Raw genomic sequence first — 25,822 nt, forward strand, 5'->3', positions numbered from 1 at the left:
GCGATGAGCCAGCCAATAGCGGACCACCCGGACCGGCTCCTGCCGGCCGACCCCGGCGTCCGGGAGATCGCGCGGTCGCTCTTCAAGAAGGTGGAGGGCCTGCCCATCATCTCCCCGCACGGACACGTGGACGCTGCGGTCATCGAACAGAACACCCCCTTCCCTGACCCGGCCGCGCTCCTGGTCACCCCGGACCACTACGTCACCCGGCTGATCCACGCGGGCGGGGTGCCCATGGACCAGCTGGGACTCGGCAGCCAGCCGGCGGATTCACGGCAGGTTTGGCGCCACTTCTGCCAGGCATGGCCCAATTTCGAAGGAACGGCCTCCGGCTACTGGATCCGGCAGGAGTTCGCCCACGTTTTTGGCCTGGCGGAGGAGCCGTCCGCTGACAACGCGGACAAACTCTACGATGCCTTGCAGGCCAAGTTGTCGGAGCCCGGTTTCCGGCCGCGCGAACTGTTCAAGGAGTTCAACATCGAGGTGCTCGCCACCACCGACGACCCCTTGGACTCCCTGGACAGCCACGCAGCCCTGCAGGCGGACCCTTCGTTTGCCGCCCGCGTGCTGCCCACGTTCCGGCCGGACCAGTACCTGAACATGGCACACCCGGCCTGGCAGGACAACGTCGAGCGGCTCATCGGTTCCGCCGGCGACGGCGCGCCCGGCTACGCGGGCTACATCCGGGCCCTTGAGGCGCGCCGGCGCCACTTCGTGGAGCACGGCGCGGTTTCCGCTGACCATGGCGTGTTCACGCCCACCACGCTGAAGCTGGACGACGCCGAGGCGGAGCGGCTTTTCGAGCGGGGCAGGACGGGCCAGGCGAGTCCCGCGGACCGGGACGCCTTCGAAGCGCACATGATCTACCAGATGGCCCGGATGTCGGTGGAGGATGGGCTGGTCATGACCGTCCACCCGGGCTCGTTCCGGAACCACCATGTGCCAACCTTCGAGGCCTTCGGGGCGGACACCGGCCACGACATTCCGGTGGCGGTGAACTACACTGAGGCCGTCCGCCCGCTGCTGCAGGACTTCGGAACGGCCAAGGACTTCCACCTGGTCCTGTTCACCCTTGACGAGACGGTGTTCTCCCGGGAGTTGGCCCCGCTGGCCGGCTTCTACCCCTCGGTGTACCTCGGTGCGCCGTGGTGGTTCCTGGACGCGCCGGACGCCATGCTCCGCTTCCGCTCGGCGGTCACGGAAACGGCAGGCTTCTCCCGGTCCTCGGGCTTCATCGATGACACCCGCGCGTTCTGCTCCATCCCGGCCCGGCACGATACCGCCCGGCGGATCGAGGCTTCGTTCCTGGCGCGGCTGGTTGCCGAGCACCGGGTCACCGAGGAGCGTGCCCACGAATTGATCGTGGACATCATCGATGCCTCCCCGCGGCGGGTGTTCAAGCTGTGAACGCCGTGCCGCCCCTACTGAACCGCAGCGTGAAGCCGCTGCCGAAACCCCCGGTGCGCATCGTGCACCTTGGGCTGGGGGCTTTCCACCGCTCCCACCAGGCCTGGTATACGCAGCAGGCCCCGGACGCGGCGGAGTGGGGGATCGCAGCATTTACCGGCCGCCGCCCGGATGCCGCCGAGGCCTTGTCTCGCCAGGACTGCCTCTACACACTCATTGAGCGGTCGGCCGGCGGGGACAGCTTCGAGATCATCGGCAGCATCGTGGAAGCAGTGGACGGCGCCGACGTTGGCCGGTTGTGCGAGCTTCTCGCGGCCAAGGAGACCGCGGTGGTTACGCTGACCATCACCGAGGCGGCCTACGGACTGGCGGCAGATGGAACGTTCGACGCCGGAGCGCCGGGTGTGGCGGAGGATGTCCGGACGCTTGCGGCGGCTGCAGCCGGAGAGACGGGGGTGCCCGGCACTCCTTTGGGGCGGCTCGTGCTGGCCCTTGCCAGGCGCCGGGACAGCGGCGCCGGACCGGTCGCCGTCGTCAGTTGCGACAACCTCTCATCCAACGGCGACGTGGCGCGCCGCGCGATCCTGGGTTTGGCGTTGGCCTGGGGCCCGGACCTGGCGGAGTGGATCGGGACGAACGTCAGCTTTGTCAGCACCTCCGTGGACCGGATCACACCGCGTACAACCGAGGCGGATGTCGCTGAAGTCGCCGAACAATGCGGCTACACGGACAACTCGCCCGTCGTTGCCGAACCCTTCCGGAACTGGGTCCTCAGCGGCGACTTTCCGGCGGGGAGGCCGCGCTGGGAGCAGGCGGGCGCCGTCGTCGTTGACGATATTGAACCGTATGAGAACCGCAAGCTGTGGCTGCTCAACGGTGCCCACTCCATGCTCGCCTACGCCGGCCAGCTCCGGGGGCACGCCACCGTCGCCGACGCCCTGGCGGACCCGGCCTGCCGCAAAGCAGTTGAGGATTTCTGGGATGAGGCCGCCCGGCACCTGCCGGGGGAGGAACTCGACATCCCGGCCTACCGGCAGGCCCTGCTGGAGCGCTTCGGCAACGCGAGGATCGCGCACCGGCTGGCCCAGATCGCGGCGGACGCAACCACCAAGCTGCGGATGCGCGCAGTACCGGTTCTGACCGCGGACCGGTCCGGAGGCCGCGGCGGCGCGGGCAGCGCACTGATGATCGCCGCCTGGATCGACTACGTTGGTGCCGCCAGCGACCTCCAGGATCCGCTCGCCGCCGGGATCCACGCCGCAAACGCGCTCCGGGGCGCCGACAGGGTGGAAGCGCTGCTCCGCCTGGTCAGCGCCGGCCTCGCAGACGACCCGGAAGTCGTTGCACTCGTCCATGGACTGTCTGGATCCTTCACAACCCCTGCGGCGGTTTCCGCCACCACACCTCTTTGAACCCTGCTTTTACGTCCGGAAGGAATAGTTTTTCCCATGAAAATCATTGCCGCCGAAGTCTTTGTGACCAGTCCCTCCCGGAACTTCGTTACGCTGCGGATCACCACCGAGGACGGGGTGACGGGCATTGGTGACGCTACGTTGAATGGCCGGGAGCTCGCCGTCGCAGCGTACCTCAAGGAGCACGTGGCGCAGCTGTTGATCGGCAAGGACCCGCACCGGATCGAGGACACGTGGCAGTTCCTGTACCGGTCTGCATACTGGCGGCGTGGGCCGGTGACCATGGCCGCGATCGCGGCGGTGGACATGGCGCTGTGGGACATCAAAGGCAAGGTCGCCGGCATGCCCGTCTACCAACTGCTGGGCGGTGCGTCCCGCAACGGGCTGCGCGCCTACGGCCACGCCTCCGGTGCCGACATCCCCTCGCTGTTCGATTCGGTCCGCGAGCATCTGGAGCTGGGCTACAAGTCCATCCGCATCCAAACCGCCGTGCCGGGCATCAAGGCTCTCTACGGCGTCGCCGCGCAGGCCCAGGCGTCGGGGGAGCGGTACGACTACGAACCCGCCGGCCGCGGCGCGTTCCCCGTGGAGGAGGACTGGGACACCCGCGCTTACCTGCGCCACCTGCCCACCGTGTTCGAGGCGGTCCGCAACGAGTTCGGCCCGGAAATTCCGCTGCTGCACGACGGGCACCACCGGATGACGCCCATCCAGGCCGCCAAGCTCGGCAAGGCACTGGAACCCTACGACCTTTTCTGGCTCGAGGACTGCACCCCCGCCGAAAACCAGGAGGCGCTGCGCCTGGTCCGCCAGCACACCACTACCCCGCTGGCCATCGGTGAAATCTTCAACACCGTGTACGACTACCAGACCATCATCAAGGAACAGCTGATCGACTACGTCCGCGCAGCCTCCACGCACTTCGGCGGGATTTCCCCGCTGAAGAAGGTCATGGACTTCGCCGCACAGTACCAGATCAAGTCCGGCTTCCACGGCCCCACCGACATCTCGCCGGTGGGTTTTGCCGCCCAGCTGCACGTGGGCCTGGCCATCCACAACTACGGCATCCAGGAGTACATGCAGCACTCCGATAAGACCAACGAGGTCTTCCACCAGAGCATGACCTTCAAGGACGGCTACCTGCACCCGGGCGACGAACCCGGCATCGGCGTCGAATTCAACGAGGAAGCCGCCGCGGCTTTCCCGTACCAGCAGGCGTACCTCCCGTACAACCGCCTGGTTGACGGCACTGTGCACGACTGGTGATGCCAGGCATGACTGTAAGACTAGGCACGACTGGCAAGGCCCAGAGCAATGACTAAGCACCGCATCATCGTCATGGGCGTCTCCGGCTGCGGGAAGACCACCATCGGCGACCTCGTGGCCCGCGAACTGGGCGTCCCGTTCCTCGACGGCGACTCGCTCCACCCGGTGGAGAACGTCGCCAAGATGGCTGCCGGGATCCCGCTGACCGACGAGGACCGCTGGCCCTGGCTCGCCACGGTGGGCGCCGAGCTGGCCAAAGCCGGCGACGGCGGACTGGTCCTCGCCTGCTCCGCGCTGCGGCGCAGCTACCGCGACGCGATCCGCAAACAGGCGCCGGACACCGTCTTCCTGCACCTGCACGGCACCAAGGAAGTCCTGAAAGCCCGCACCGAAGGGCGGACGGGGCACTTCATGCCGCCCGCCTTGCTGGACTCCCAGCTCGCCACACTGGAACCGCTCGAAGCCGACGAAGCCGGGTTCGTCGTCGACATCGCCGCGCCCGTTGACGAAGTGGTGGCGTCGGCACTCGCCGGCATTGCCGCCGTCGTGCCTTCTCCCGAGGCGACGCCCGCCACCAGACCGCGGCAGTTTGACGTCGACCTGGCTGCCGCTCCATTCAATCTCGACGACGGCGCGGTTGCCTGGGTGGAAGAAACCATAAGTTCCATGACGCTCGAGGAGAAGATCGGGCAGCTGTTCATCAACCACAACAACAGCTATGAGCCGGACTACCTTGATGGCGTGCTGGAGCACTATCACGTGGGCGGCATGCGGTACCGCCCCGGGCCGTCCGCCGCCGTGCAGGAGCACATCCGGTACGCGCAGTCCAAGTCCCGGGTGCCGCTGCTGATCGCATCCAACCCGGAAATGGGCGGCGCGGGAAGTTGCGACGACGGCACATTCGTCTCCACGCACCTGCAGGCGGGATCGCACCCGGACAAGAACATCGCCCGCCAGATGGGACAGGTGGCCGGCGTGGAGACCGCTGCGCTCGGCTGCAACTGGGCATTCGCGCCGATTGTGGACATCCACTACAACTGGCGGAACACCGTGGTGTCCACGCGCTCGTTCGGCAACACCCCGGAAATCGTGGTGGAGCGGGCGAAGGAGTACTTCGACGGCATCAGCGAATCTCCCACCGTCTGCGCCATGAAGCACTTCCCGGGCGACGGCGTGGACGAACGCGACCAGCACGTGGTCACGTCCTACAACACGTTCTCCTACGAGGAGTGGGACCGGACGTACGGCCACGTGTATCGGGAGATGATCGCGCATGGCGTGCAGTCCATCATGGTGGGCCACATCGGCGCACCGGAGGTGTCCCGGCACTTCCGCCCGGGGATGCCCGACGCCGACATCCTGCCGGCGACGCTGGCGCCCGAACTGCTGCAGGACCTGCTGCGCGGCGAGCTCGGCTTCAACGGGCTTGTCCTCACCGATGCTTCGCTGATGGTGGGCCTGACCCAGGCGCTGAAGCGCAAGGACCTGGTGCCGGCCACCATCGCGGCCGGCTGCGACATGTTCCTGTTCTTCCGGAACCCGGCCGAGGACTTCCAGTTCATGCTGGACGGCTACAAGTCCGGCGTGATCACGGAACAGCGGCTGCACGATGCTTTGCGGCGGATCCTTGGCTTGAAGGCATCGCTGGGGCTGCACCGGAAGTCCCTAGAGGACCTGGTGCCGCCGGCCTCAGAACTTTCGGTCATTGGTTCCGAGGCGCACCGGGCCATTGCCGCCGAGGTGGCTGACAAGACCGTCACCCTGGTCAAGGACACCGCCGGGAACCTGCCCATCACACCTGCAACGCATCCCCGGATCAGGTTGTACGGCATCTCCGGCGGGGCCGACTTCACCCGGGCCGATCCGCTGGCGTACCTGGAAACCGTCAAGGAGGAGCTTGCTGCGGCAGGCTTCGAGGTGGACCTGTTCCGCACCGCCGAGCAGCGCGAGGCCGCGGGTGAGACCGGGGTGAACTTCATGTCCGTCCTCGCCGAAGAGGCCACTGCCGACTACGCGGACCGATATGACGCTGCCTTCGTGTTCGCCAACGTCAAGGGCTTTGCCCAGGAGGCGGCCATCCGGATCAAGTGGTCCTCCCCGATGGCCGCCGAAATCCCGTGGTACGCCACGGAAGTGCCGACGGTGTTCGTCTCGCTGAACCAGCCGAACCACCTGATAGACGTGCCCATGGTCAAGACCGCCATCCACGCCCACGCCGGAACGCGTGAGGCCATTCGGGCTGCCGTGGAGAAGATCCAGGGGAAGTCTGGGTTCCAGGGCACGTTCAACGAGAACGTATTTTGCGGCTCGTTTGACACACGGCTTTGAACGCGGGCCCGGACCGAACGGCGCAGAAGTAGCCGCAACCCGCCTTTGCCGACCGCCAATGGCGCCCTGCCATCGAGTTCACCGTGGAGTACCAGGGTTGGAACGTCGATGGAAGGAAGTATCTGAAGAAGATTGGTATCGGCCATCGCTTGGAGCATTGTCAGGTTGGCGCGCACGCAGATCAGAGGGGTGCGGCGCCGCACCCTGGTCGACGGGGCTGGCGTCGCTCGGCCGACGCCGGTCCTCGGCCAGGGTGATCAGCAGAGTCAGGATGGTGACCATCCAGGCAAGCCAACTGAGGAACACCAAGCTGATCGCCGCCAAGGGGTGCATGCCGAAATTCCAGGACGATAGGACCGTTGGGCTCCGTCGCAACTCCGCAAGGCAGCGCACAAGAATGAGGGCGGGGTGCGCTACAAGGTTGACCCTGGCTCATGGCGGCCATATAGTTTAGGCAATAAACTAACTGGGTTGACGTGGGACTCAGTGAGGCCGGGGACGGCGCGATCTGAAACTGCCACGTGCCTGCTCATCCGTGTACCTGCACGGCATTACCGTCGAGGAGACGTCATGAAGGTCCTTATCACTGGTGCCCTTGGAAAGGTCGGCCGGGCCGCGACCCAGGCAATGATCGAGGCCGGGCACGAAGTGTTCACCACCGACCTCACCCGTCCCGGCTTCGAGCGCAAGCCTGAAGGTACCCCGAAATACACGATGGCCGACCTTACCGACGCTGGGGAAGCGTACTCCGTCGTCCGCGGAGTGGATGCGGTGGTACACGTGGCCGCAATCCCGGAACCCACTGGCCATCCGGCCCACGTTGTCTTCCAGACCAACCTCATGGCAACCTTCAACGTCCTTGAGGCCGCCATTCGATTCGGCGTAGAGCGCTTCGTTTACATCTCCAGTGAGACTGTCCCCGGATTCTTCTTTCCCGAGCGTGACTTCCTCCCTGACTACGCACCGGTGGATGAGGAGCACCCCGCCCGCCCGCAGGACCCCTACGCGCTCTCAAAGCACTTCGGCGAGCAGCTCATGGATGCCGCAATCGCCCGTTCTGACATCCGCTGCATTTCCATCCGTCCCAGCTGGGTCCAGTTCGAGGGCAACTACGAGACAAACCTCGGACCGCAGGTCCGTGACGCGTCGGTCCTCAGCCCCAATCTCTGGAGCTACGTCGATGTCTACGACCTCGCCGACGCCATCGTGTTGGCCACCGAGTCAGACCTCCCCGGACACGAGGTCTTCTACATCGCCTCCCCGGACAATGTGGGGGGCCACAACTTCGCCGAGATCCTCAACAAGTACTACGGCGACAGGATCGAATTACGCGGCCTCGACCGTGCCGATGCTTCGGGCATCTCCAGCGCAAAAGCCCAACGAATGCTCGGCTGGACGGCCAAGCGCTCCTGGCGCGATTACCTCGACGCCGACGGGCGCATGATCAACCGCTGACCCAACCAACGGAGGAAAATCGATGACGTCCGAAACACAAGACATACATGTGCCCACCGTAACGCTCAACAACGGCGTCCGGGTCCCGCAACTTGGATTCGGTGTATTCCAGGTCCCGCCGGAAGAGACCCAGCGCATTGTCGAGGATGCCCTGGAAGCTGGCTACCGCCACATTGACACAGCTGCTGCCTACCGAAACGAGGCGGGCGTCGGGGCTGCCATTGCCGCGTCGGGAATCCCTCGCGAGGACATCTTCATAACAACCAAGCTGCGCAACGGCGAGCAGGGCAACGCAAAAGAAGCCTTCCACAACAGTGCCCAGGCCCTGGGCGTCGACTACGTGGACCTCTACCTCATCCACTGGCCAGTACCGTCCCAGGGACTCTTCATTGAGGCGTGGAAACAGTTGGAAACGCTCTACGCCAACGGCGACGTCCGTGCCATCGGCGTCTCCAACTTTCTCGCCGACCACCTGGACACGCTCCTGGCAGCGTCGGACGTTGTTCCGGCCGTGAACCAGATCGAAATCCACCCCACCTTCCAGCAGGAGGAACTGGCCGCAAGGAGCCGCTCACTCGGCATCGCGGTAGAGGCCTACAGCCCCCTGGGCCAGGGCGCTGACCTCACCGCAGCTACGGTGCAGTCACTTGCGGACAGGTATGGCGCCACCCCGGCCCAGATTCTGCTGGGATGGCACCTGGCACAAGGCACAATCGTGATTCCGAAGTCAGGGGATTCCACACGGATGCGGGAGAATCTGGCAGCCGTGCGTCTCACGCTCACCCCGGACGATATAGCGGACATCGCAGCCCTGGAGTCAGGCGCCCGTGTTGGTGCGGATCCAGCCTTGGCCGCACACAGCCAAATGTAGGGCTGGCGGCCCCGGCTTACCTGCCGCCTTCGATCTTTCGGCTGCGCTGCTCTTGAGCCAGGGGCCCATAGGGGTACACGCCAGCGCGTGGCCGGCTGACCTTGGTCAGCCGGTCCGACTCTTCGGGCGTGAGTTCGAGGTCGGCAGCGGCAAGGTTATCAGCGAGTTGCTCAGTGTTGCGGGCGCCGAGAATAACGGACGTAACGGCGGGCTGGTCCGCCAGCCACGCCAGGGCGACTTGCGAGGCAGTCGCTCCATGGTCGGAAGCAATCTTCTCGACTGTTTCTATGACATCCCACGTGCGGGGGTCGTCATTGCGGGCCTGCCATGCCTCCATGCCCCGGTTGGGATCATCACCGAGCCTGGTGGCACCAACGGGCGGCTCATCGCGCCTGTACTTGCCGGACAGCCAGCCGCCGCCCAGGGGCGACCACGGCAACAGGCCGACCTTCGCATCGAGGGAGGCCGGGACGATCTCCCACTCGATCTCCCGGACAAGCAGGTTGTACTGCGGCTGGAGTGTTACGGGGGCGCTCCAGCCATGGGCCTTGGCCAAGTGAACCGCCTTGGTGAGCTGCCACGCTAAAAAGTTTGAGAAGCCGTAGTAGGCGATCTTGCCGTTGCTGACAGAGTCGTGCAGGAAGCGGAGAGTCTCTTCCAGGGGTGTTATCGGGTCCCAGGCATGCATCTGGTACAGGTCGATTTGCTCGACGCCGAGGCGTCGCAGGGAATCGTCCAAGGCCCGGACCAGGTGGCGGCGGGATGTGCCGACGCTGTTTGGGGCCTCACCCATAGGGAAGCGTCCCTTTGTGGCCAGTACTATCTGGTCCCTGGCCTCTGGGTGCCGCGCGAGCCAGCGTCCAATGATTTCTTCCGATACGCCGTTGCTATACACATCGGCAGTGTCGATGAAGTTGCCGCCGGCGGCAAGATAGTCATCCAGGATGGCGTGCGACGTTTCCTCGCTGGCCTCAGCCCCAAACGTCATGGTTCCCAACGCGTAGTTGGAAACCACGGCGCCGCTGTTACCCAGTGTGCGGTACTGCATGAAGCTCCTCAGTTCGGTGGACTGCTCCCGACGACGTTACGCACCTCCCGCCGCAAAGTCAGCAAGGTTCCCTGTCCCTGCCTTTCCTAGGACGCCGAATCCTACCATCTGCGTTGCGGGTCCTTCGAGGCGGTTTAACCAGGCCGGATTGGACCGAGGCCCGTTCATCTCCTGAACCCCGCGGCGGCATAAATTGCATCGATGACCTTCATGTTGGAAAGGCTGTCGCGGCCCTCAGTGAGCAGTTCCCGGCTCGACTGGAGACCCTGGACAATGGCGTCCAGCTGATGGTCGTACGTTTCAAGGCCCCGCACCGTCCACGTGCGGTCCAGCCCGTCATTGCTCAGGGTGACCGAATGCCCCCTGGATGGGAACACCAGGTTGTTGACGACCAATTTTCCTTCAGTGCCGAGCACTTCGAGGGACGAGTTCAGGTGGCCGGGCTGTTCAACCATTGCTGATGTAATGAGCGCTGTCGCTCCTGAAGGGAACACGAGGTCGGCCGCCATTTCCAGGTCGGCGCCAAGGGGGTTCGAGGTCCCGCTGGCCCGGACTACCGCAGGTTCTTCGCCCATAAATGCCCTAACCCAGTGAACCGGGTAGCAGCCGAGGTCCATCAGCGATCCGCCTCCCAACCGTGGGTCGTGCCGCAAGGACGCGGGATCGAACGGATTCGAGGTAGAAAAGTCTGCCCGCAGTGCAAGGATCTCGCCGAGCTCGCCAGAGGCCTTGACGGCATCGAGTTCAGCACTCAGCGGGTGGTACCGGTCATGAAAGGCTTCGATGAGGCGGAAACCTGTCGATCGCGCAGCTTCCAGCATTTGTTCAGCCTCCTCCGCATTCATCGCGAAGGGTTTTTCGCAGAGCACGTGCTTGCCTGCTTGCAGGGCGGCAATCGACCACTTCGCGTGCTCGGAGGGAGGCAGCGCGTTATAGACCAAATCAACTCCGGGGTCAGAGAGCAAAGCCGGGTAATCGCTGTAGAACCGGTTAATCCGGTGGCTCTCTGCGAAGTGGCGTGCAGACTCTGAACGACGGGAGGCTATCGCGACGATCTCGACGTCGGTCCGCCGCCTGGCGGGACGGATGACTGCCGCCGGCGCGATACCCGCCGCACCCAGGATTCCAATTCGCAACACAGCCTGTCTCCTTACACGGCAACGACGCCTTCCACTATTTGCAGTCTATTGGCGGCAGTTCCTGCGGGTGTGAAGAAGTGCCGGTGCCACCCGCTGATTGCGGGTGGCACCGGCGTTTTCAGTTTGCAGGGACGCTTAGTGCGCGCGGGCCTTCTCAGCTGAGTCGGCAGCGGGAACAGCCGCCGCATCGAGGCGGCCGCGGACACGCTTCACGGTTTCGGGTGCAAGGATCGCCGAGGCTACGGTGATGACTCCGATGACACTGAAGTACAGGATCACCCAGCCGGGCTCGCCGTTGCCGGCGTTCAGGAGGGCCACAGCGACCAGCGGTGCGATGCCGCCGGCCAGTACGGAGCCGAACTGGTAGCCCATGGAGGCGCCGCTGTAGCGGAGCTTCGTCGAAAACAGCTCACTGAAGAACGCTGCCTGCGGGCCGTACATGGAGTTGTGGAAGACCGCGAGGCCGATGATGATGGCCAGGGTGGCCAGCAGTGCGCTTCCGGTGTCCGTCATGACGAAGTAGAGCGGGAAGAACAGCAGTCCGCCGATGGAGCCGAACAGGTAGAGCGGCTTGCGGCCAATGCGGTCCGACAATGCGGCCCACAGCGGCACCGCGATGACGCCGATGGCGGACGCGATCAGCACGGACATGGAGCCCTGGTTGGCGCGTTCGGCACCGAAGGTCCGCATGATGTAGACAACCGAGAAGGTGGTGTACAGGTAGAACGCTGAGTTCTCGGCCAGGCGCATGCCGACAACCAGCCAGACGCCCTTGGTTTCCTTCTTCAGTGCATCGCCCAGCGGGTTATGGGCGGTCTGCTTCTTCGCGACGAGGTCCTTGAAGTCCTCGGAGTCCTCGAGCTTCGCCCGGACCACCAGGCCCACGACGATGAGGAGCACGCTCAGCAGGAAGGGAACGCGCCAGGCCCAGGCGTCAAACACCTCGGCCGGAACGCTGCCCTTGACGGCCAGTACGGAGGAGTTGGCCAGCAGCATGCCTGCAGGAACGCCCATCTGGGTGAAGCTGCCGAAGAATCCGCGGCGGCCCTCAGGGGCGTGCTCGGTGGAGATGATGGCCGCTCCAGCCCATTCGGCGCCGGCACCAAAGCCCTGCATAAGCCGGAGCACGGTCAGCAGGATGGGAGCCCACACACCGATCTGGGAATAGGTGGGGAGCAGGCCCATGGCCAGGGTGGCGAAGCCCATCAGGAGCAGGGACAGCACCAGCATCGGCTTGCGGCCGATCTTGTCCCCGTAGTGGCCGGCGAACATGCCGCCGAAGGGGCGTGCCACGAAGCCGACGGCGTAGGTGAGGAAGGCGAGCAGGAGCCCGGTGGCCGGGTCCTGTTCGGGGAAGTAGAGCCGGCTGAAGACGCCGGTGGCGGCCAGGAGGCCGAAGATGTAGTAGTCGTACCACTCAATGGTGGTGCCGGCGAAGCTGGCGAGGGAAACGCGCCAGGGCACTCGGTTCGCCTTGGCGGCAGTGGTGGAAGGGAGCGTCATTGGTCTTTTCTTTTCGATGATGAAACAGAGTTGTTGAAGGACGGGGGGGTACGGGCGGGGAGCCGGTTCACCAGTCCACGGCGATGTATTTGGTTTCGGTGAAGTCCAGGAGGCCCTGGTGGGCACCTTCACGTCCCAGCCCGCTTTGCTTGACGCCGCCGAACGGGGCTGCCGGGTCGGATACCAGGCCGCGGTTCAGGGCGACCATTCCGCTTTCGATGCGTTCGGAGACCCGCAGCCCGCGGCGGAGGTCCTCGGTGAAGACGTAGGCGGCGAGGCCGTATTCGGAGTCATTGGCGGCCTCGATGGCTTCCTCCTCGGTGTCGAACCCGATGACGGATGCGACGGGTCCGAAGATTTCCTCGCTGACCATCCGTGCATGCAGCGGCACGTTGGTCACCACGGTGGGCGGGTAGTAGTAGCCGTCACCTTCCGGCAACTGTCCGCCGGTGAGCAGGCGCGCGCCCTGGTCGAGGGCGTCGCGCACCAGGGCGTCGACCTTCAGGACACTGGCCTCGTCAACGAGGGGTCCGACGTCGGTAGCGGGATCGGTGCCAGGGCCAACGGTGAGGGCGGCCATGCGCGCGGCGAGGCGGCTGGCGAACTCGGCCTGGATTCCGCGCTGGACGTAGATCCGGTTGGCGGCTGTGCAGGCCTGGCCGCCGTTGCGCATCTTGGCGACCATAACGCCGTCGATGGCCTTGTCCAGGTCGGCGTCCTCGAACACCAGGAACGGTGCGTTGCCGCCGAGCTCCATCGAGCACTTGAGGACGTTGTCGGCGGCTTGGCGCAGCAGGTGCCGGCCGACGCCGGTGGACCCCGTGAAGGACAGCTTGCGCACCCTGGGATCGGCGAGGATCGGCGTCATGACGTCGCTGGTCTTGCTGGTGGTCACAACATTGACGACGCCGGCCGGGACCCCGGCGTCGACCATCAACTGGGCGATCGCCAGCGACGTGAGGGGAGTGAGGGTAGCCGGCTTGAGCACGGCGGTGCAGCCGGCGGCAAGCGCCGGTGCCAGCTTGCGCGTTGCCATGGCGGCAGGGAAGTTCCACGGCGTGATCAGGACGCAGACGCCGATGGGCTGGTGCTGGACCAGGATGCGGTTGGCCCCGGACGGCGAGATGGACACGTCGCCGATAATCCGGACGGCCTCCTCGGCGTACCAGCGGAAGAACTCGGCAGCGTAGGCTACCTCGCCGCGGGCGTCCGGAAGCGCCTTGCCGTTTTCGAGGGAGATAAGGCGGGCGAGTTCTTCGCTGCGTTCGGTCATCAGGTCAAAGCAGCGGCTGAGGATTTCGGCGCGTCGGCGCGGGGCAGTGGCTGCCCAGTCGGCCAGTGCGGCCGCGGCGGCATCGACGGCGGCGAGACCGTCAGCGACGTCGGCGTCGGCGATCGCTGTGATGACGGTGGCGTCGGAGGGGTTGACGACGTCGACTGTGCCGCCGCTCGCGGCGTCCCGCCAGTGCCCTGCGATGAGCAGCCGGCGGGGAACTGCCAGTCCTTCGAGGTCAAGCGGTTCCCGGGTGGAAAGGAGAGTCATGGGTATACCTTTGCTTTTGGTGTTGGGGAGGTGGCGTCAGCCGACGGTGCGGTCGCCCGAGAAGGCGGCCTGCACGATGGAGCTGACGGCATCGAGGTCGAGCGGTACGGGGTTGTTGTCGATGAGCCGCTTGGAGTTCAGTGACAGTGTGGCGATCCGGGAAAGGTCGCTTTCCTTGACGCCGAGTTCCTCCAGCGTGGGCGGCAGTTCGATCGCGGCGATGATTTCGTCGATGGCTTCCACGCCGGCGATCGCCGAGCTCCTGAGGTCCATGCCCCTGGTGTCGCGTCCAAGGGCTTCGGCGATCTGGGCCAGCTGGGGCATGATCGCGCTGAAGTTGTGGCGGACGACGTAGGGCAGCAGGAGTCCGACGCCGACGCCGTGCGGCGTGTGGGTCAGCGCGCCGACCGGGTACTGGATGGCATGGGCTGCGGCGGTTCCGGCGTTGCTGAGGACGATGCCGCCGTAAAGGGCAGCCAGCATCATGTCCCCGCGGGCCTCGGTGTTACCGGGATCTTTGTAGGCGGTTGCGAGGCTGCGGCCTACCAGCCGGATTCCGTCCAGCGCGAGGGAGTCCGTCAGCACATTCTTGCCAACAAAAACCCGTTCCTGCGCAAGCGTCGGCGTGGGCTCCCGGGTGATTGCGGTGAACGATTCGACCAGGTGCACGAACGTGTCTGCGCCTGTCGCCGCAGTCAGTGGCGGCGGGCAGGAGTAGGTGAGCTCGGGATCGCATACGGACGCGAACGGGATGATGTGCGGGCTTGAGATACCCATCTTCATGCCTAGCCCAGGGTCGGACACCACGGCGATGGCTGTGGCCTCCGAACCCGTGCCCGCCGTCGTCGGCAGTGCGATGACGGGCTTGACCGGGCCCGGGACGGCGAACTCGCCGTAGTAGTCGCTGGGCTCTCCGCCGTAGGTCAGCAGCACCGAGACAACTTTGGCCATGTCCATGCAGCTTCCGCCGCCGAAGCCGATGATGACGTCGATGTCGTGGCCTTTGAGTTCCTCAACACAGGCGACGATGCCGGGTGTGGGCAGTTCCGCCTCGGTGTCACCGAAGACGCGAACGGTGAGGTTTCGGGATTCGAGGGATCGGACCAGTGCCTGCAACTCCTCCGAGGCGGCAAGCCGGGGATCGGTGCAAACCAGGATACTGCTGCCCATTCCGGCTGCAATATCGGCGATTGCGAAGCGCTGCTGGGCGCCGACGACGATGTTCCTCGGCAGCCTCAGGGCGCCGTAGGTAGTGGGATGGATGCCCGCCGCATGCGCACACGACATTGTGACTAACTCCTAAGGGTGGGGGTTCGCGGCTACGTTTCGGGTGCCGCACATCCCATGGTTCCAGAGCTGTGTGACCCAGCCTATGGATGTTCCCGCCACATTGGGTCCCCGGATATGTGGGCGCGTCACACTGCCGGCAAACGGATGTGCGGCGGTCAGCTGCTGCGCCCGCCGACTCCTGCGGATTGCAGCCGCCACAGCCGCAGGGCGACGTGCACGTCCAGGCTCCGTCCACCGCGGCGCCAGCTGTCGCCAAGGATGTTGTCGATCCGGTCCAGCCGCTGCCGCAACGTATTGGCGTGGATGTGCAGGGCAGTGGCTGCGGCTGCCATGGAGCCATCGTTTTCCAGGAAGGTCCACGCCGTGGGAACCAGCTGGGTACCGCGCCTGCTGTCATAGTCCAGCAACGGGCCGAGCTGGGCGGCCAGCAGCTGGGCGGCAAACGGGCTCTCCATCGCTCCGAGGAGCATGCCGGCTGTGCCAAGTGCAGCTTTATCCGCGGCCTCCCCGTGCCGTGACAACGCCTGCAGCGCACCCAGCACGGAGTGGGCCTCGGCATGGGCTGCGGGGAGCCGCGGGAATCCGGTCACAGTCTCTGATGATCCGACACTGGCCTCGATGCGTTGCCGTTTGAGGGCGTCGACAATTGCCTGGCCACTGGCCGCACTCCCGGGCGTTGCCGCCGTACCGGGTCCGGCGCCGGAGTGAACGGGAGGCTCGATGATGCAGAGGTGCGATTCGTGGAGCGCCGCGATGCCGGGCCGGCCTTCGATATGCCGCCTGAGTACGGCCAAGGCCCGCTGGCGCTGGTCGTCCCTGACGCCTACGACCCGAACCACGAGCTGGAGGTTGTCGGCAAGCCCGAACCGGCTTGCCCTCCTTTTCATGGCTTCGACATTTTCCGGGCGGGGGTTCAGGAGCTCATCAATCAACTCCAGTTGAAGACGGTACTGCGCTTCCTGGTACGTGCGTTCAAAAAGCAGCGCTGCGCTGAGCACCAGGGCGCTGCGTTCAAGTACCGCGGCCCGGTCTTGCGCCAGATGCCCTGCAACCACGAGCGATGCAAGATGCTGGTCACCGGCAACCGCGGACATCACAGTGTAGTCGCGTCCTTTGACGTTGAACGGTACAGGCAGTGTCCGCGCAGCCGACGTCTCCGCAGCGCTCAGGGCCGCCGGGCTGCCGAAGTCGGAACCGGGCACCGGCCCCGCCATCGGTTCGCCCATCGGCGAGACGACGTAAACCTCGCTGTCCATGGATTCGGACAGCAGCCGCAGCAGGCCGGGAAGGCTGTCTGTGGAAGCCAGGGTTTCCATCAGCCGCTGGTCAAGTGATGAAAGCTCCTCCAGGGCCCTGACATGCGCCAGGTTCTGGCGCTGGGCCTGGTCCAGCCGGGCGAGGGCATCAGCCATTTCGGTGAAATGCCTGGCGTTCTCGAGGGCGACCGCGGCGTGGGTGCCGATGGATTCCATGAGGGCGACGTCGTCGCTGCTGAAGCTGTGTGCATGCCGGTCGGCGACGAGGAGCGCACCGATCACCTTGCCTTCGACCCGCAGCGGGACGCCCATGATGGCCTTGACCCCTTCGGCCGCGACGGCGGCGTCACTCGATTCAAGGTGTGACTTGGTTTTGTCCATCAGGTAGTCAGCGCTTTGGGCAGGTGCCTCTCCGGTGGCCACTGCGCCGAGGACGCCCTCCCCGAGGGGCATCCGGATGTTGCGGAACAGCGCCGTCGCGGCCCCGTCGGTCACCCGGATGTAGGATTCCCCGGTCGTGTAGTCGTTCAGGCTCAGGTAGGCGATGTCGCTGCCGATAAGGGAGCGGGTCCTCCGGACGATGGCTTTCAGGACAGCCTCGACGTCGCGGATACCCGTCAGATCCGTGGCAGTGTCGTACAGGACCCGGAGCAGGCCTTCCCGCCTGCCCGCTTCCCGCAGCCTCGCATTGAGGCTGCGGGCAGCTGCCGCCGTCGCCGGATCAATCAGGCTCTTCGCCTGCATTGCTGCCAGCTGTGTTTCCAGTTCTTCAGCAGGAACACCGTCGGCCAGGAGGGACAAGAGACGCGCCAAGGCCATCCCGTCGGCGGGGGCGGTACCGAGGCGGACGGGCGGACTTTCTTGTGCACCCATAGGGCCCATGGTAGCTGCCGTTGCCTGGTATGCACCCGGATGTGCGTTAGTCCTTGGTGCTGAAGGCGGCGTCGAAAGACGTGCTCGACGGCGGGAAGTCGTACTTTTTGAGGTTGGCGAGGGCTTCGGGGGCGCCGTGGAGGCGGTCCATGCCGGCGTCTTCCCACTCAATGCTGATGGGGCCGTTGTAGCCGATCGCGGCGAGGGCGCGGAAGGATGCTTCCCAGGGGACGTCGCCGCGGCCTGCGGAGACGAAGTCCCAGCCGCGGCGGGGGTCGCCCCAGGCCAGGTGGGAGCCGAGGACGGTGTTGCGGCCGGTCTGGCGGATCTTGGTGTCCTTGCAGTCCACGTGGTAGATCCGGTCTTTGAAGTCCCAGATGAAGGAGACGGGGTCGATGCCCTGCCACATCATGTGGGAGGGGTCCCAGTTCAGGCCGAACGCTTCGCGGTGGCCGATCGCTTCGAGGGTGCGGACGGTGGTCCAGTAGTCGTAGGCGATCTCGCTGGGGTGGACTTCGTGGGCGAAGCGGACGCCGTTGTCGTCGAAGACGTCCAGGATGGGGTTCCAGCGGTCGGCGAAGTCCTGGTAGCCGGCGTCGATGACTTTGTCGGGGACGGGCGGGAACATGGCGACGTACTGCCAGATTGCGGAGCCGGTGAAGCCGACGACGGTGTCCACGCCGAGGGCTTTGGCGAGCCGGGCGGTGTGTTTCATTTCCTCGGCGGCGCGTTGGCGGACGCCTTCGGGGTCGCCGTCGGCCCAGACCTTGGACCGGACGATGGCCTGGTGGCGGAAGTCGATGGGGTCATCGCAGACGGCCTGGCCGGTGAGGTGGTTGGAGATGGCCCAGACCTTGAGGTTGTACCTGTCGAGGATCTCGAGTTTGGAGTCGACGTAGCCGGGTTCGTCCCAGCGCCAGGCGTCCAGGTGGTCACCGGACACGGCGATTTCGAGTCCGTCGTACCCCCAGCCCGAGGCCAAACGCGCGACTTCCTCGAAGGGCAGGTCGGCCCACTGGCCGGTGAACAGGGTAAACGGGCGTGGCATCGTCATGTCCTTTGCTGGTCTGTTCCGAGGGTTAACGGAGGGGAGTGAGGGGAGTTACGGAGAATGGGACTGCCAACAGCGGCCCCACTGCCTTCACGAATTCCTTGACGTGGCTTTCATCGTTGTGCGCATTCAGGTCCTCCGGGCGTGACCATCCTTCAAACAGGACGAACGTGCCGGGCCTGTGGTCGTCGGAGAAGACGGTGTACTCCAAACATCCCGGGTCTTTGCGACTTATTGTTTGCAGGGCCAGGAGTGTTTCGTGGAGTTCGGTTTCGTGCCCGGCTTTGGCGATGAAGACCGGCATGAGCCAGACTTCGTCCGGGTCCTCGCGGGTCAGGAGGCGTTCGGTCAACTTTGGTCCTTGCGGTTAAGGGGGAGGGGCGGCGGAAGCGCCGCCCCTCCCGGGGTTGGTCGGTCAGGCGTTGATCTGTGGGACCTCGACCCAGGATTCTTTGGCAGCCGATTCGACGATGGCGTCGTCGATTAGGGCGACCTGGTAGCCGTCAGCGAAGTTGGGGCTTACGCTGCCGCCTTCTGCGATGGCCTTGAAGAAGTCATACGCTTCGATGATCTTCGTTTCGCCGTAACCGATGCCGAGCGCCGGAATGGGCCACAGGCCTTCTCCGTACGGGTGGGCCGGCCCGGTGTAGACGGTGCGGAATCCGCGGCGGTCGGCCTGGTCGGAAGCGAAGGACACCTGCAGTTCGTCGCGCCGTTCGTAATTGAAGACGATGCTGCCTTCGGTTCCGTGGATTTCGAAGGTGATGTAGTTGTTCCTGCCGTGGGCGTTGCGGGTCGCTTCGACGGAACCCACGGCGCCGTTGGCGAAGCGGATCATGGTCATGACCTCGTCATCGACGTCGACTTGGCCCTTTGGGCCCTCCCCGCCCCGGACGTTGCCGAGTGCATCGGCTCCGCCGGTCTGCAGCGGCCGCTCCGGGATCCAGGTGGAGAGAACGGCATTGACTGCGCTGAACTCGCCCACGAGGTAGCGGGCCATGTCGATGACGTGTGTGGCGATGTCGCCAAGGGCGCCGGAACCGGCGATGGATTTCTGGAATCGCCAGGACAGCGGGGAGTTGGGGTCTGCGCTCCAGTCCTGGAGGTAGGTCCCGCGGAAGTTCAGGACGCGGCCAATGGCGCCTTCCTCGATGTATTTCTTCGCCAGCGCGACGGCGGGGGTCCGGCGGTAGTTGAAGGCAACCATGTGGACGATGTTCTTGTCTTTGACTGCGTCGTACATGGCCTTGGATTCCTCGCCCGTGCGGGCCAGGGGCTTCTCGCAGATGATGTGCTTGCCTGCTTCGGCTGCGGCGATGGCGATTTCGGCGTGGAGGTGGTTGGGAGTGGCGATGTCCACCACGTGGATGTCCGGGTCGTCGATGATGCGGCGCCAGTCCGAGGTGGAGTTCTCGAAGCCGAAGCGGCGTGCAGCTTCGGCTGCGAGGTCCTCGTTGGCTTCTGCGATGACTTTGCGGACCGGCAGGGCCGGTGCCGGCCAGAAGAACATGGGCATGGCGGCATATGCCAGGGAGTGGGCCTTGCCCATGAAGCCGCCTCCGATGAGGCCGACGTTGAGGTTCTGCATGTTAATCCTGTTCCTTCCGGAAAGTACGGGCGGTGCCGACTGTGGCCGCCCGCGGGGTCAAAGTGGGGGTCAGAGGAGTTTTTCGAGGTACTTCTTGCTGATTTCTGCTGCCGCCCGCGGGTCGCCGTCGTAGTTGTCGAGTTCGACCATGAGCCAGCTGTCGTAGCCGCTTTCGCGGATCGCGGCGATGATGTCAGGGAAATCGAGTTCGCCTTCGCCAAGGGGGAGGAAGTTGAACGGTTCCTGCTGGAAGTCCTTGAGGTGGACGTGCTGGATCCTGTCCGGGTACTTGCGGATGACTGCGGCGGGGTCTGCTCCGCCGGCTGCAAGGTGGGCAGTGTCCGGGCAGAAGCCGATCCGGGTCAGCGGCATGAGCTTGTCCAGCTCGTCCGGGCTTTCGACGATGGTGCTCAGGTGCGGGTGGTAGCTGGCGGAAAGGCCAAAGCTTTCTGCGATGTCCGTGACGCGGTCCAGGGATTCACCGAGGCGCCGGTAGTCGTCCTCCGTCGTTCCTGCCGCCCGCCTTGCTCCGCCGCCCACGACCAGCCGTTCCGCTCCGAAGCCCGCAGCCAGTTCCGCGGCCCGGTGGATCCGGTGCATTTCATCAGGGAGGATATCCGCATAAATGAAGTTCGCCCCTGTGTACACGCTGGTCAGCGCGACGCCGTTGCTGCTGAGGATCTCTTTGAGCTCGTCGGGCTTGTCGGCGTACTCGGCGAGGTTGCCGTCAAACATCTCCACGCCCTGGTAGCCAACCGAGGCGATGTCCTGGACCGCATCCCGCATGGAACCGTGGGTCATATAGAAGAGGTCCTTGACGCTCGTCACGCCTTGGGGGTGGCCGACGACGCCGCCCCAGGTGATGGAACAGTAACCGAGTTTCATTGCTTCTGCCTTTCTACTGCCAGCGAAGACTTGAGGGATTTGAGTGGGTCGCCCGTGGGAACGTCGACCCATGACTGTTGTGCCGCTGAGGTAACGAGTGCCTCGGTCAGGACTGCGGCCCGGAGACCATCGCGGAACGTGGGCAGGCCATCCGGTTCCTGGCCCTGCACAGCCGCATAGGTGTCTGCGACGAAAGCGTTAAAGCTGTCCTGGTATCCCTGCGGATGACCCGGTGGGAGCATGGCGTAGCGCATGCCACCCGGGGTGGAGAGGGTCTGCGGGCCCACGGGGATGTGCGTGCTGGAATCCGTGCGCCCAATGTGCAGGGTGTCCGGCCCCTCCTGGTTGAAGCTGAACGAGGCTTCAGTTCCGTCAAAGGAGAACCACAGGCGGTTCTTCCTGCCCGGGCTGACCTGGCTGACCACCAGCGAACCGGTAGCTCCCTTGTCGGTCTCGAACAGGAGTGTTGCCCCGTCCTCTGTGGCAACCGAGGACAGTGTGCCGCCGGTTTCGCGCTGCTCATAGGCCCGGCTTGTCCTGGCCATGATCCGGGTGATGCTGTGCCCCGTGGTGAATTCCATCAGGTCACACCAGTGCACCCCGATGTCACCGAAGGCCCGGGACGCTCCTCCGAGCTTCGAGTCGACCCGCCAGTTCGTTGCCTCCGCACCCGCCAGCCAGTCCTGCAGGTAGGAGCCGTGCAGCAGCCAGAGGCGGCCCGCCTCGCCGGCCCGGATCCGGTCGCGTGCCTCGCGGACGGCGGGGTAGAAGCGGTAGACAAAGGGCACGGCTGCGACGAGGCCTGCCTGCTCAGCAAGGTCCGTCAGGTCGCGGGCGTCCTCGACGGTGGTCGCGAGCGGCTTTTCGCAAATGACTGCCTTGCCTGCTGCGATGGCCTTGCGTGCCAGGTCGGCGTGGGTGGCGTTCGGTGTGCAGATATGGACGACATCCACATCATTACGTGCGATCAGTGCCTCCGGGGACCCGGCTGCGGACTGCGCGCCCAGCCCGGCCGCGGCCGCCTCCGCCGAAGCTTGGCTGCTTCCCGCGACTGCACTCACTGTGCTTCCTGCTGCGCGCACTGCACGGGAGTGGACGGCGCCCATGAATCCTGTTCCGATAATCCCGGCCCGTGGTGTGGAGGTCATGGCCGTTACTTCTTTCGGGCGAGGGCGACGGCGAGGATGATGATCGCGCCGCGGACCACCTGCTGCTGGCTGCTGTCCAGCCCGGCCAGGATCAGCCCGTTGTTAATCAGGCCAATCAGCAGGGCCCCGAAGAGGGTCCCGACGATGGAGCCGAATCCGCCGAAGAGGCTGGTGCCGCCCAGGATAACCGCGGCGATGGCGGAGAGTTCATCGCCGGCACCCCACTGGAAGCGGCCGGACTGGAGGCGGCCGGCGTACAGCATTCCGGCGACGCTTGCGACCATGCCCGAGATGAGGAGCACCTGGAACTTGATGCGTTTGGTGTTGATGCCGGTGAACTCTGCGGCGTTGCGGTTGCCGCCGGTGGCGAGTACCTGGCGGCCGAACTTCGTGCGGTTCAGGACAACGGCGCCGATGGCGACGAAGATGGCACTCCAGACGACCAGGCCGGGGATGGGACCGAAGTCGCCGGATCCGAACAGCATGTTGAAGGTGTCGTTGAGGATGGGTTGCGGGGCGGAGGCCGTGATCCATTGGGCTACACCGACGGCTATGCCGAGCATGCCGAGTGTTACCAGGAAGGAGGGGATGCCGAGGAGGCTTACCAGGGCGCCGTTGACGGATCCAACCACGAGCCCGACGGCGAGTCCGGCAAGGATGCCAGGGATAAGGCCCCACTGGGAAAGAGCCATCGCGGTGCACACACTGGACAGGCCGGCAACGGAGCCGACGCTCAGGTCAATTTCGGCGCAGGAGATGACGTACGTCATGCCTACCGCGATGACGGTGATGGTGGCGGTCTGCCGGAAGATGTTCAGCAGGTTCTGCGGTGACAGGAAGCCCTGGTCGCGCAGCAGAACGGCGAAAAAGAGGAAGACGACGACAAAGCCGATGTAGATGACGTAGCGCCGCCAGTCGAGCTCTTTCAGCATGGTGGCGAAATTGCGGGGGGCCTCGGTTTCCCGGGGCGCGATGGTGTTTGCCTTGCTCACTGTTCAGACTCCCTGGACTGCAAGTTGAAGATATTCCTCGTCAGCGATGTCGCTGCGGGGGATGTCACGGATGACGGAGCCGTCCTTCAGGACGAGGACGCGGTCACTGACCGCGAGTAGTTCGGGGTACTCGGAAGAGATGACGATGACGGCTTTGCCGGCACTTGCCAGCTCACGGATCATGTCCAGGATTTCGCTTTTCGTGCCGATATCGACGCCGGCAGTCGGCTCGTCCAAAATCAGGATGTCCGGGTCGGTGCCCAGCCACTTGGCAATGACAACCTTTTGCTGGTTGCCGCCTGACAACAGACGCACTGGCCGGTGGGGGTGGGCGACCTTGACCGCGAACTTCTTGATCAGGGACGAGGACAGGTCCTTGCCTTTGGTGGAGTCAAGAAGCGGCCCGCGCTTGATCTGGCCCAGCAGGGGCAGCAGCAGGTTGTCCCGGACGGAGTGGTCCAGCACAAGTCCCTGGGCCCGCCGGTCCTCCGGGATGAGTGCTATCCCGGCGTCGATGGCCTGTTGCGGTGAGTTCAGGCTGACTTTTTCACCGCGGATCAGGATGTCGCCGCTGTCGCGGCGGTCGATACCGAAAAGAGCCCGCGCGAGTTCTGTCCTGCCGCTGCCCATGAGGCCCGCCAACCCCAGGATTTCCCCGGGCCGCAGCGAGAAGGACACGTCCTTCACGCGCCTCCCGGCGTTCAGGCCGCGGACTTCGAGCAAGGGGGCGCCTTCGTGGGCCACCCGACCACGCTCGCGGTAGGCAAGCTCGCCCTCGATCTTCTTGCCGACAATGCCTTCGACGATCTGCTCGGGGGTGACGCTGGTCAGCGGCTCGGTGAGGAGCCGGCTGCCGTCGCGCAGGATCGTAATCCGGTCGGCGAGGCGGTAGACCTCGTCCATGCGGTGCGAGATATAGATGATGGAGATACCGCGCTGCTTGAGACGGTCAATGAGCTCAAAGAGGGCTTCGGACTCGTGCCGGGCCAGGCTTGCGGTGGGTTCATCCATGATCAGCACCCGGGCGTTCTGCGAGAGCGCCTTGGCGATTTCGGTCAGCTGCCAGTAGGCCGTCCCGAGGCGTGACACTTCAGCCTGCGGGTCGACGGTAACTTCCATTTCGGCGAAGAGCTCCCTGGCCCGCCGCACGGCGGCCCGGTCGTCGATCAGGCCGCCGGTGCCCAGCGGTTCGGCTGAGAGGAAGATGTTTTGGGCGACCGTCAGGCTCGGTACGAGGCTGAACTCCTGGAAAACCATGCCGATGCCGGCGGCCTTCGCATCGTGGATGGAGTTGATGACAGTCGGTTTGCCGCCAATGATGATCTCGCCGGCGTCTGCCTGGTAGACGCCTTGGAGGATTTTCATGAGGGTGGACTTGCCGGCGCCGTTGCCTCCCGCGAGGGCGTGGACTTCGCCCTTCCGGACGTCGAAACTGACGTCCCTCAGAACCGATACGCCGTTGAAGCCCTTGGATATTGAGCGCATCTCGACGACATTGTCTGCGGTGTTCATTGCTGCCCTTTCGGTACGGTGCGGGGGATGGGGTCCCCCGCACCGTCGGCTCTGGCTACTTCTTGTAGGAGTCCTGGATGTCCTTCGGAGCATCCTCGTGGTAGACCTGCTTCCAGGCGTCCAGGACGTTGGAGTGATCGACCGGCAGGGCACTCAATGCCACGTAGGCCGGTGCCTGCTTGCCGATCAGTGCTCCTGCGGCGAGCCGTGCCTCGGTTACTCCCTGGTCGAACGGAACCTGGGCTCCGAGGCCTACGACGAGCTGGTCTTTGGCCAGGGCGATGGCGACGTTCTTGCCAAGGTCCTCGGTTGCGATCTTCAGGTCCTGCCGGCCGGCGGCGCGGGCAGCAGCCATGACGCCTTCAGCGGGGACGTCCCAGACAGCCCAAATGCCGTTCAGGTCCGCGTACTTGCTCAGCATTGCATTCGCGGCAGCCTGCGCGTCACCGGCGAAGTCAGGGCCCGCGATGCCCTTTTCCTCCACGATCTGGATCTCGGGGTACTCCTTGGTGATCGTCTCCTTGAAGCCCTCGTAGCGCTGCTTGGTCACGAAGAAGTCAGCCTGATGGAAGACGAGCCCGATCTTGCCCTTGCCGCCAATGGCCTTCGCCATCTGGTGGGCGGAAACGACGCCGTTGCCGTAGTTGTCGGCAGAGACGACGGAGACGTAGTCCTGCCCGGCAGTGAGCCCCTGGGGAATGTTGTCCATGAAGACGATCTTGGCTCCGGCGGCTGCGGCCTTCTTGTATGCCCCGGCGGTGGCGACAGGGTCGGTCGGGATGGAGACGATGATATTCGGGATCTGAGTCATCACTGTCTCCAGGTCGGACACCTGCTTGTCCGGCTTGAAGTTTGCGTCGGTTGTGGCGATAACTTTGATACCGAGCTTTTCGAACTCGCTCTTGAGTCCGTTGGTCTGGGCGGTTGCCCAGTCATTGCCGCCGTAGTGCATAACGATGGCGGCGGTGGCATTAAGCGCCTTGACCTTCTCGATCTCTTCGGGTGTCAGATCTGCAACGGACGCCGGCGAGGGGGTCTCCCCGTTGGGGCCCTTACTCAGGACCTGGCCAGTGATCTTGTCCAGGGCCTGTTGTGCTTTCTCGGAAACTCCTGCGTCAGGAGCGTTTGAGGTGGCCGATGTCGAACTGCTGCAGGAAGCAATAGAAAGTGACAGGGCTGCGGCCAGGGCCACAAAGGGAAGCCTGCGGATCATCATTGTTCTCCAGTGCTTTGGGGTGGATGGATAGTTGGGGAT

At 64.9% G+C, this 25,822-nt stretch carries 20 protein-coding genes; 6 read left to right on the forward strand and 14 right to left on the reverse strand.

Features of this window, described 5'->3' with window-relative positions; all coding sequences use genetic code 11:
• Positions 1-3: 3 nt before the first annotated feature.
• The 6 genes from uxaC (at position 4) to ACYQ1Z_RS11020 (ending at position 8,739) form a co-directional block, all read left to right on the forward strand.
• Positions 4-1,407, forward strand: coding sequence for a glucuronate isomerase (gene uxaC, locus ACYQ1Z_RS10995; protein ID WP_459792557.1), 1,404 nt, complete (start codon positions 4-6; stop codon positions 1,405-1,407).
• Positions 1,404-2,819: a mannitol dehydrogenase family protein gene (locus tag ACYQ1Z_RS11000; protein ID WP_459792558.1), complete on the forward strand. Its 1,416-nt coding sequence runs from the start codon at positions 1,404-1,406 to the stop codon at positions 2,817-2,819. The genes uxaC and ACYQ1Z_RS11000 overlap by 4 nt, the downstream gene beginning before the upstream one ends.
• 36 nt (positions 2,820-2,855) lie before the next feature.
• Entirely contained in the window at positions 2,856-4,085 is a 1,230-nt protein-coding gene (manD, locus tag ACYQ1Z_RS11005) for a D-mannonate dehydratase ManD (RefSeq protein WP_459792559.1), read from the forward strand.
• A 48-nt stretch (positions 4,086-4,133) separates the two neighbouring features.
• Positions 4,134-6,413: a gluconokinase, GntK/IdnK-type gene (locus ACYQ1Z_RS11010; RefSeq protein ID WP_459792560.1), complete on the forward strand. Its 2,280-nt coding sequence runs from the start codon at positions 4,134-4,136 to the stop codon at positions 6,411-6,413.
• A gap of 570 nt (positions 6,414-6,983) precedes the next feature.
• The gene (locus ACYQ1Z_RS11015) at positions 6,984-7,868 is read left to right on the forward strand and encodes an NAD-dependent epimerase/dehydratase family protein (RefSeq protein WP_459792561.1); all 885 of its coding nucleotides are present in this window, start codon (positions 6,984-6,986) and stop codon (positions 7,866-7,868) included.
• Between the two features lie 22 nt (positions 7,869-7,890).
• Positions 7,891-8,739 (forward strand): aldo/keto reductase, encoded by an 849-nt coding sequence (locus ACYQ1Z_RS11020; protein ID WP_459792562.1) that lies wholly within the window; start codon positions 7,891-7,893, stop codon positions 8,737-8,739.
• A 16-nt stretch (positions 8,740-8,755) separates the two neighbouring features.
• Here the strand turns inward: ACYQ1Z_RS11020 and ACYQ1Z_RS11025 are convergent, their stop codons facing one another.
• The 14 genes from ACYQ1Z_RS11025 to ACYQ1Z_RS11090 form a co-directional block, all read right to left on the reverse strand.
• Positions 8,756-9,787 (reverse strand): aldo/keto reductase, encoded by a 1,032-nt coding sequence (locus ACYQ1Z_RS11025; protein ID WP_459792563.1) that lies wholly within the window; start codon positions 9,785-9,787, stop codon positions 8,756-8,758.
• Between the two features lie 164 nt (positions 9,788-9,951).
• On the reverse strand, positions 9,952-10,926 hold the full coding sequence (locus tag ACYQ1Z_RS11030) for a Gfo/Idh/MocA family protein (RefSeq protein WP_459792564.1): 975 nt from the start codon (positions 10,924-10,926) through the stop codon (positions 9,952-9,954).
• Between the two features lie 135 nt (positions 10,927-11,061).
• Complete coding sequence (locus ACYQ1Z_RS11035; RefSeq protein WP_459792565.1) at positions 11,062-12,429, reverse strand: MFS transporter; 1,368 nt, start codon at positions 12,427-12,429, stop codon at positions 11,062-11,064.
• A 67-nt stretch (positions 12,430-12,496) separates the two neighbouring features.
• Positions 12,497-13,972 (reverse strand): NAD-dependent succinate-semialdehyde dehydrogenase, encoded by a 1,476-nt coding sequence (locus ACYQ1Z_RS11040; protein WP_459792566.1) that lies wholly within the window; start codon positions 13,970-13,972, stop codon positions 12,497-12,499.
• 36 nt (positions 13,973-14,008) lie between these two features.
• The gene (locus ACYQ1Z_RS11045; RefSeq protein WP_459792567.1) at positions 14,009-15,259 is read right to left on the reverse strand and encodes an iron-containing alcohol dehydrogenase; all 1,251 of its coding nucleotides are present in this window, start codon (positions 15,257-15,259) and stop codon (positions 14,009-14,011) included.
• A gap of 158 nt (positions 15,260-15,417) precedes the next feature.
• On the reverse strand, positions 15,418-17,391 hold the full coding sequence (locus tag ACYQ1Z_RS11050; RefSeq protein WP_459792568.1) for a helix-turn-helix domain-containing protein: 1,974 nt from the start codon (positions 17,389-17,391) through the stop codon (positions 15,418-15,420).
• Between the two features lie 46 nt (positions 17,392-17,437).
• Positions 17,438-18,439 (reverse strand): sugar phosphate isomerase/epimerase family protein, encoded by a 1,002-nt coding sequence (locus ACYQ1Z_RS11055; protein WP_459792569.1) that lies wholly within the window; start codon positions 18,437-18,439, stop codon positions 17,438-17,440.
• Positions 18,440-18,470: 31 nt separating this feature from the next.
• A complete protein-coding gene (locus tag ACYQ1Z_RS11060; protein ID WP_459792570.1) occupies positions 18,471-18,794 on the reverse strand; it encodes a putative quinol monooxygenase in 324 nt (107 codons plus the stop codon).
• 63 nt (positions 18,795-18,857) lie between these two features.
• Complete coding sequence (locus ACYQ1Z_RS11065; RefSeq protein WP_459792571.1) at positions 18,858-20,030, reverse strand: levoglucosan dehydrogenase; 1,173 nt, start codon at positions 20,028-20,030, stop codon at positions 18,858-18,860.
• 69 nt (positions 20,031-20,099) lie between these two features.
• Positions 20,100-20,915, reverse strand: a complete 816-nt coding sequence (locus ACYQ1Z_RS11070; protein WP_459792572.1) for a sugar phosphate isomerase/epimerase family protein — start codon at positions 20,913-20,915, stop codon at positions 20,100-20,102.
• Positions 20,912-22,063 carry a Gfo/Idh/MocA family protein gene (locus ACYQ1Z_RS11075; RefSeq protein ID WP_459792573.1) on the reverse strand — a complete coding sequence of 384 codons (1,152 nt, stop codon included), beginning with the start codon at positions 22,061-22,063 and terminating at the stop codon, positions 20,912-20,914. Before ACYQ1Z_RS11075 ends, ACYQ1Z_RS11070 begins: the two co-directional genes overlap by 4 nt.
• Before the next feature lie 5 nt (positions 22,064-22,068).
• Positions 22,069-23,055, reverse strand: a complete 987-nt coding sequence (locus tag ACYQ1Z_RS11080; RefSeq protein ID WP_459792574.1) for an ABC transporter permease — start codon at positions 23,053-23,055, stop codon at positions 22,069-22,071.
• Positions 23,056-23,058: 3 nt separating this feature from the next.
• Positions 23,059-24,567, reverse strand: a complete 1,509-nt coding sequence (locus ACYQ1Z_RS11085) for a sugar ABC transporter ATP-binding protein (protein ID WP_459792575.1) — start codon at positions 24,565-24,567, stop codon at positions 23,059-23,061.
• 55 nt (positions 24,568-24,622) lie between these two features.
• A complete protein-coding gene (locus ACYQ1Z_RS11090; protein ID WP_459792576.1) occupies positions 24,623-25,783 on the reverse strand; it encodes a substrate-binding domain-containing protein in 1,161 nt (386 codons plus the stop codon).
• Between the last annotated feature and the right edge of the window lie 39 nt (positions 25,784-25,822).

The sequence above is a fragment of the Arthrobacter sp. AD-310 genome (assembly GCF_054656615.1).

Bases quoted from the DNA above. Each gene is read 5' to 3' on its own strand.
- ACYQ1Z_RS11015 (WP_459792561.1), top strand. From the start codon at position 6,984: ATGAAGGTCCTTATCACTGGTGCCCTTGGAAAGGTCGGCCGGGCCGCG.
- ACYQ1Z_RS11025 (WP_459792563.1), bottom strand. From the start codon at position 9,787: ATGCAGTACCGCACACTGGGTAACAGCGGCGCCGTGGTTTCCAACTAC.
- ACYQ1Z_RS11010 (WP_459792560.1), top strand. From the start codon at position 4,134: ATGACTAAGCACCGCATCATCGTCATGGGCGTCTCCGGCTGCGGGAAG.
- ACYQ1Z_RS11090 (WP_459792576.1), bottom strand. From the start codon at position 25,783: ATGATGATCCGCAGGCTTCCCTTTGTGGCCCTGGCCGCAGCCCTGTCA.
- uxaC (WP_459792557.1), top strand. From the start codon at position 4: ATGAGCCAGCCAATAGCGGACCACCCGGACCGGCTCCTGCCGGCCGAC.
- ACYQ1Z_RS11075 (WP_459792573.1), bottom strand. From the start codon at position 22,063: ATGACCTCCACACCACGGGCCGGGATTATCGGAACAGGATTCATGGGC.
- ACYQ1Z_RS11070 (WP_459792572.1), bottom strand. From the start codon at position 20,915: ATGAAACTCGGTTACTGTTCCATCACCTGGGGCGGCGTCGTCGGCCAC.
- ACYQ1Z_RS11050 (WP_459792568.1), bottom strand. From the start codon at position 17,391: ATGGGTGCACAAGAAAGTCCGCCCGTCCGCCTCGGTACCGCCCCCGCC.
- ACYQ1Z_RS11040 (WP_459792566.1), bottom strand. From the start codon at position 13,972: ATGACTCTCCTTTCCACCCGGGAACCGCTTGACCTCGAAGGACTGGCA.
- ACYQ1Z_RS11035 (WP_459792565.1), bottom strand. From the start codon at position 12,429: ATGACGCTCCCTTCCACCACTGCCGCCAAGGCGAACCGAGTGCCCTGG.
- ACYQ1Z_RS11065 (WP_459792571.1), bottom strand. From the start codon at position 20,030: ATGCAGAACCTCAACGTCGGCCTCATCGGAGGCGGCTTCATGGGCAAG.
- ACYQ1Z_RS11045 (WP_459792567.1), bottom strand. From the start codon at position 15,259: ATGTCGTGTGCGCATGCGGCGGGCATCCATCCCACTACCTACGGCGCC.
- ACYQ1Z_RS11085 (WP_459792575.1), bottom strand. From the start codon at position 24,567: ATGAACACCGCAGACAATGTCGTCGAGATGCGCTCAATATCCAAGGGC.
- manD (WP_459792559.1), top strand. From the start codon at position 2,856: ATGAAAATCATTGCCGCCGAAGTCTTTGTGACCAGTCCCTCCCGGAAC.
- ACYQ1Z_RS11055 (WP_459792569.1), bottom strand. From the start codon at position 18,439: ATGCCACGCCCGTTTACCCTGTTCACCGGCCAGTGGGCCGACCTGCCC.
- ACYQ1Z_RS11020 (WP_459792562.1), top strand. From the start codon at position 7,891: ATGACGTCCGAAACACAAGACATACATGTGCCCACCGTAACGCTCAAC.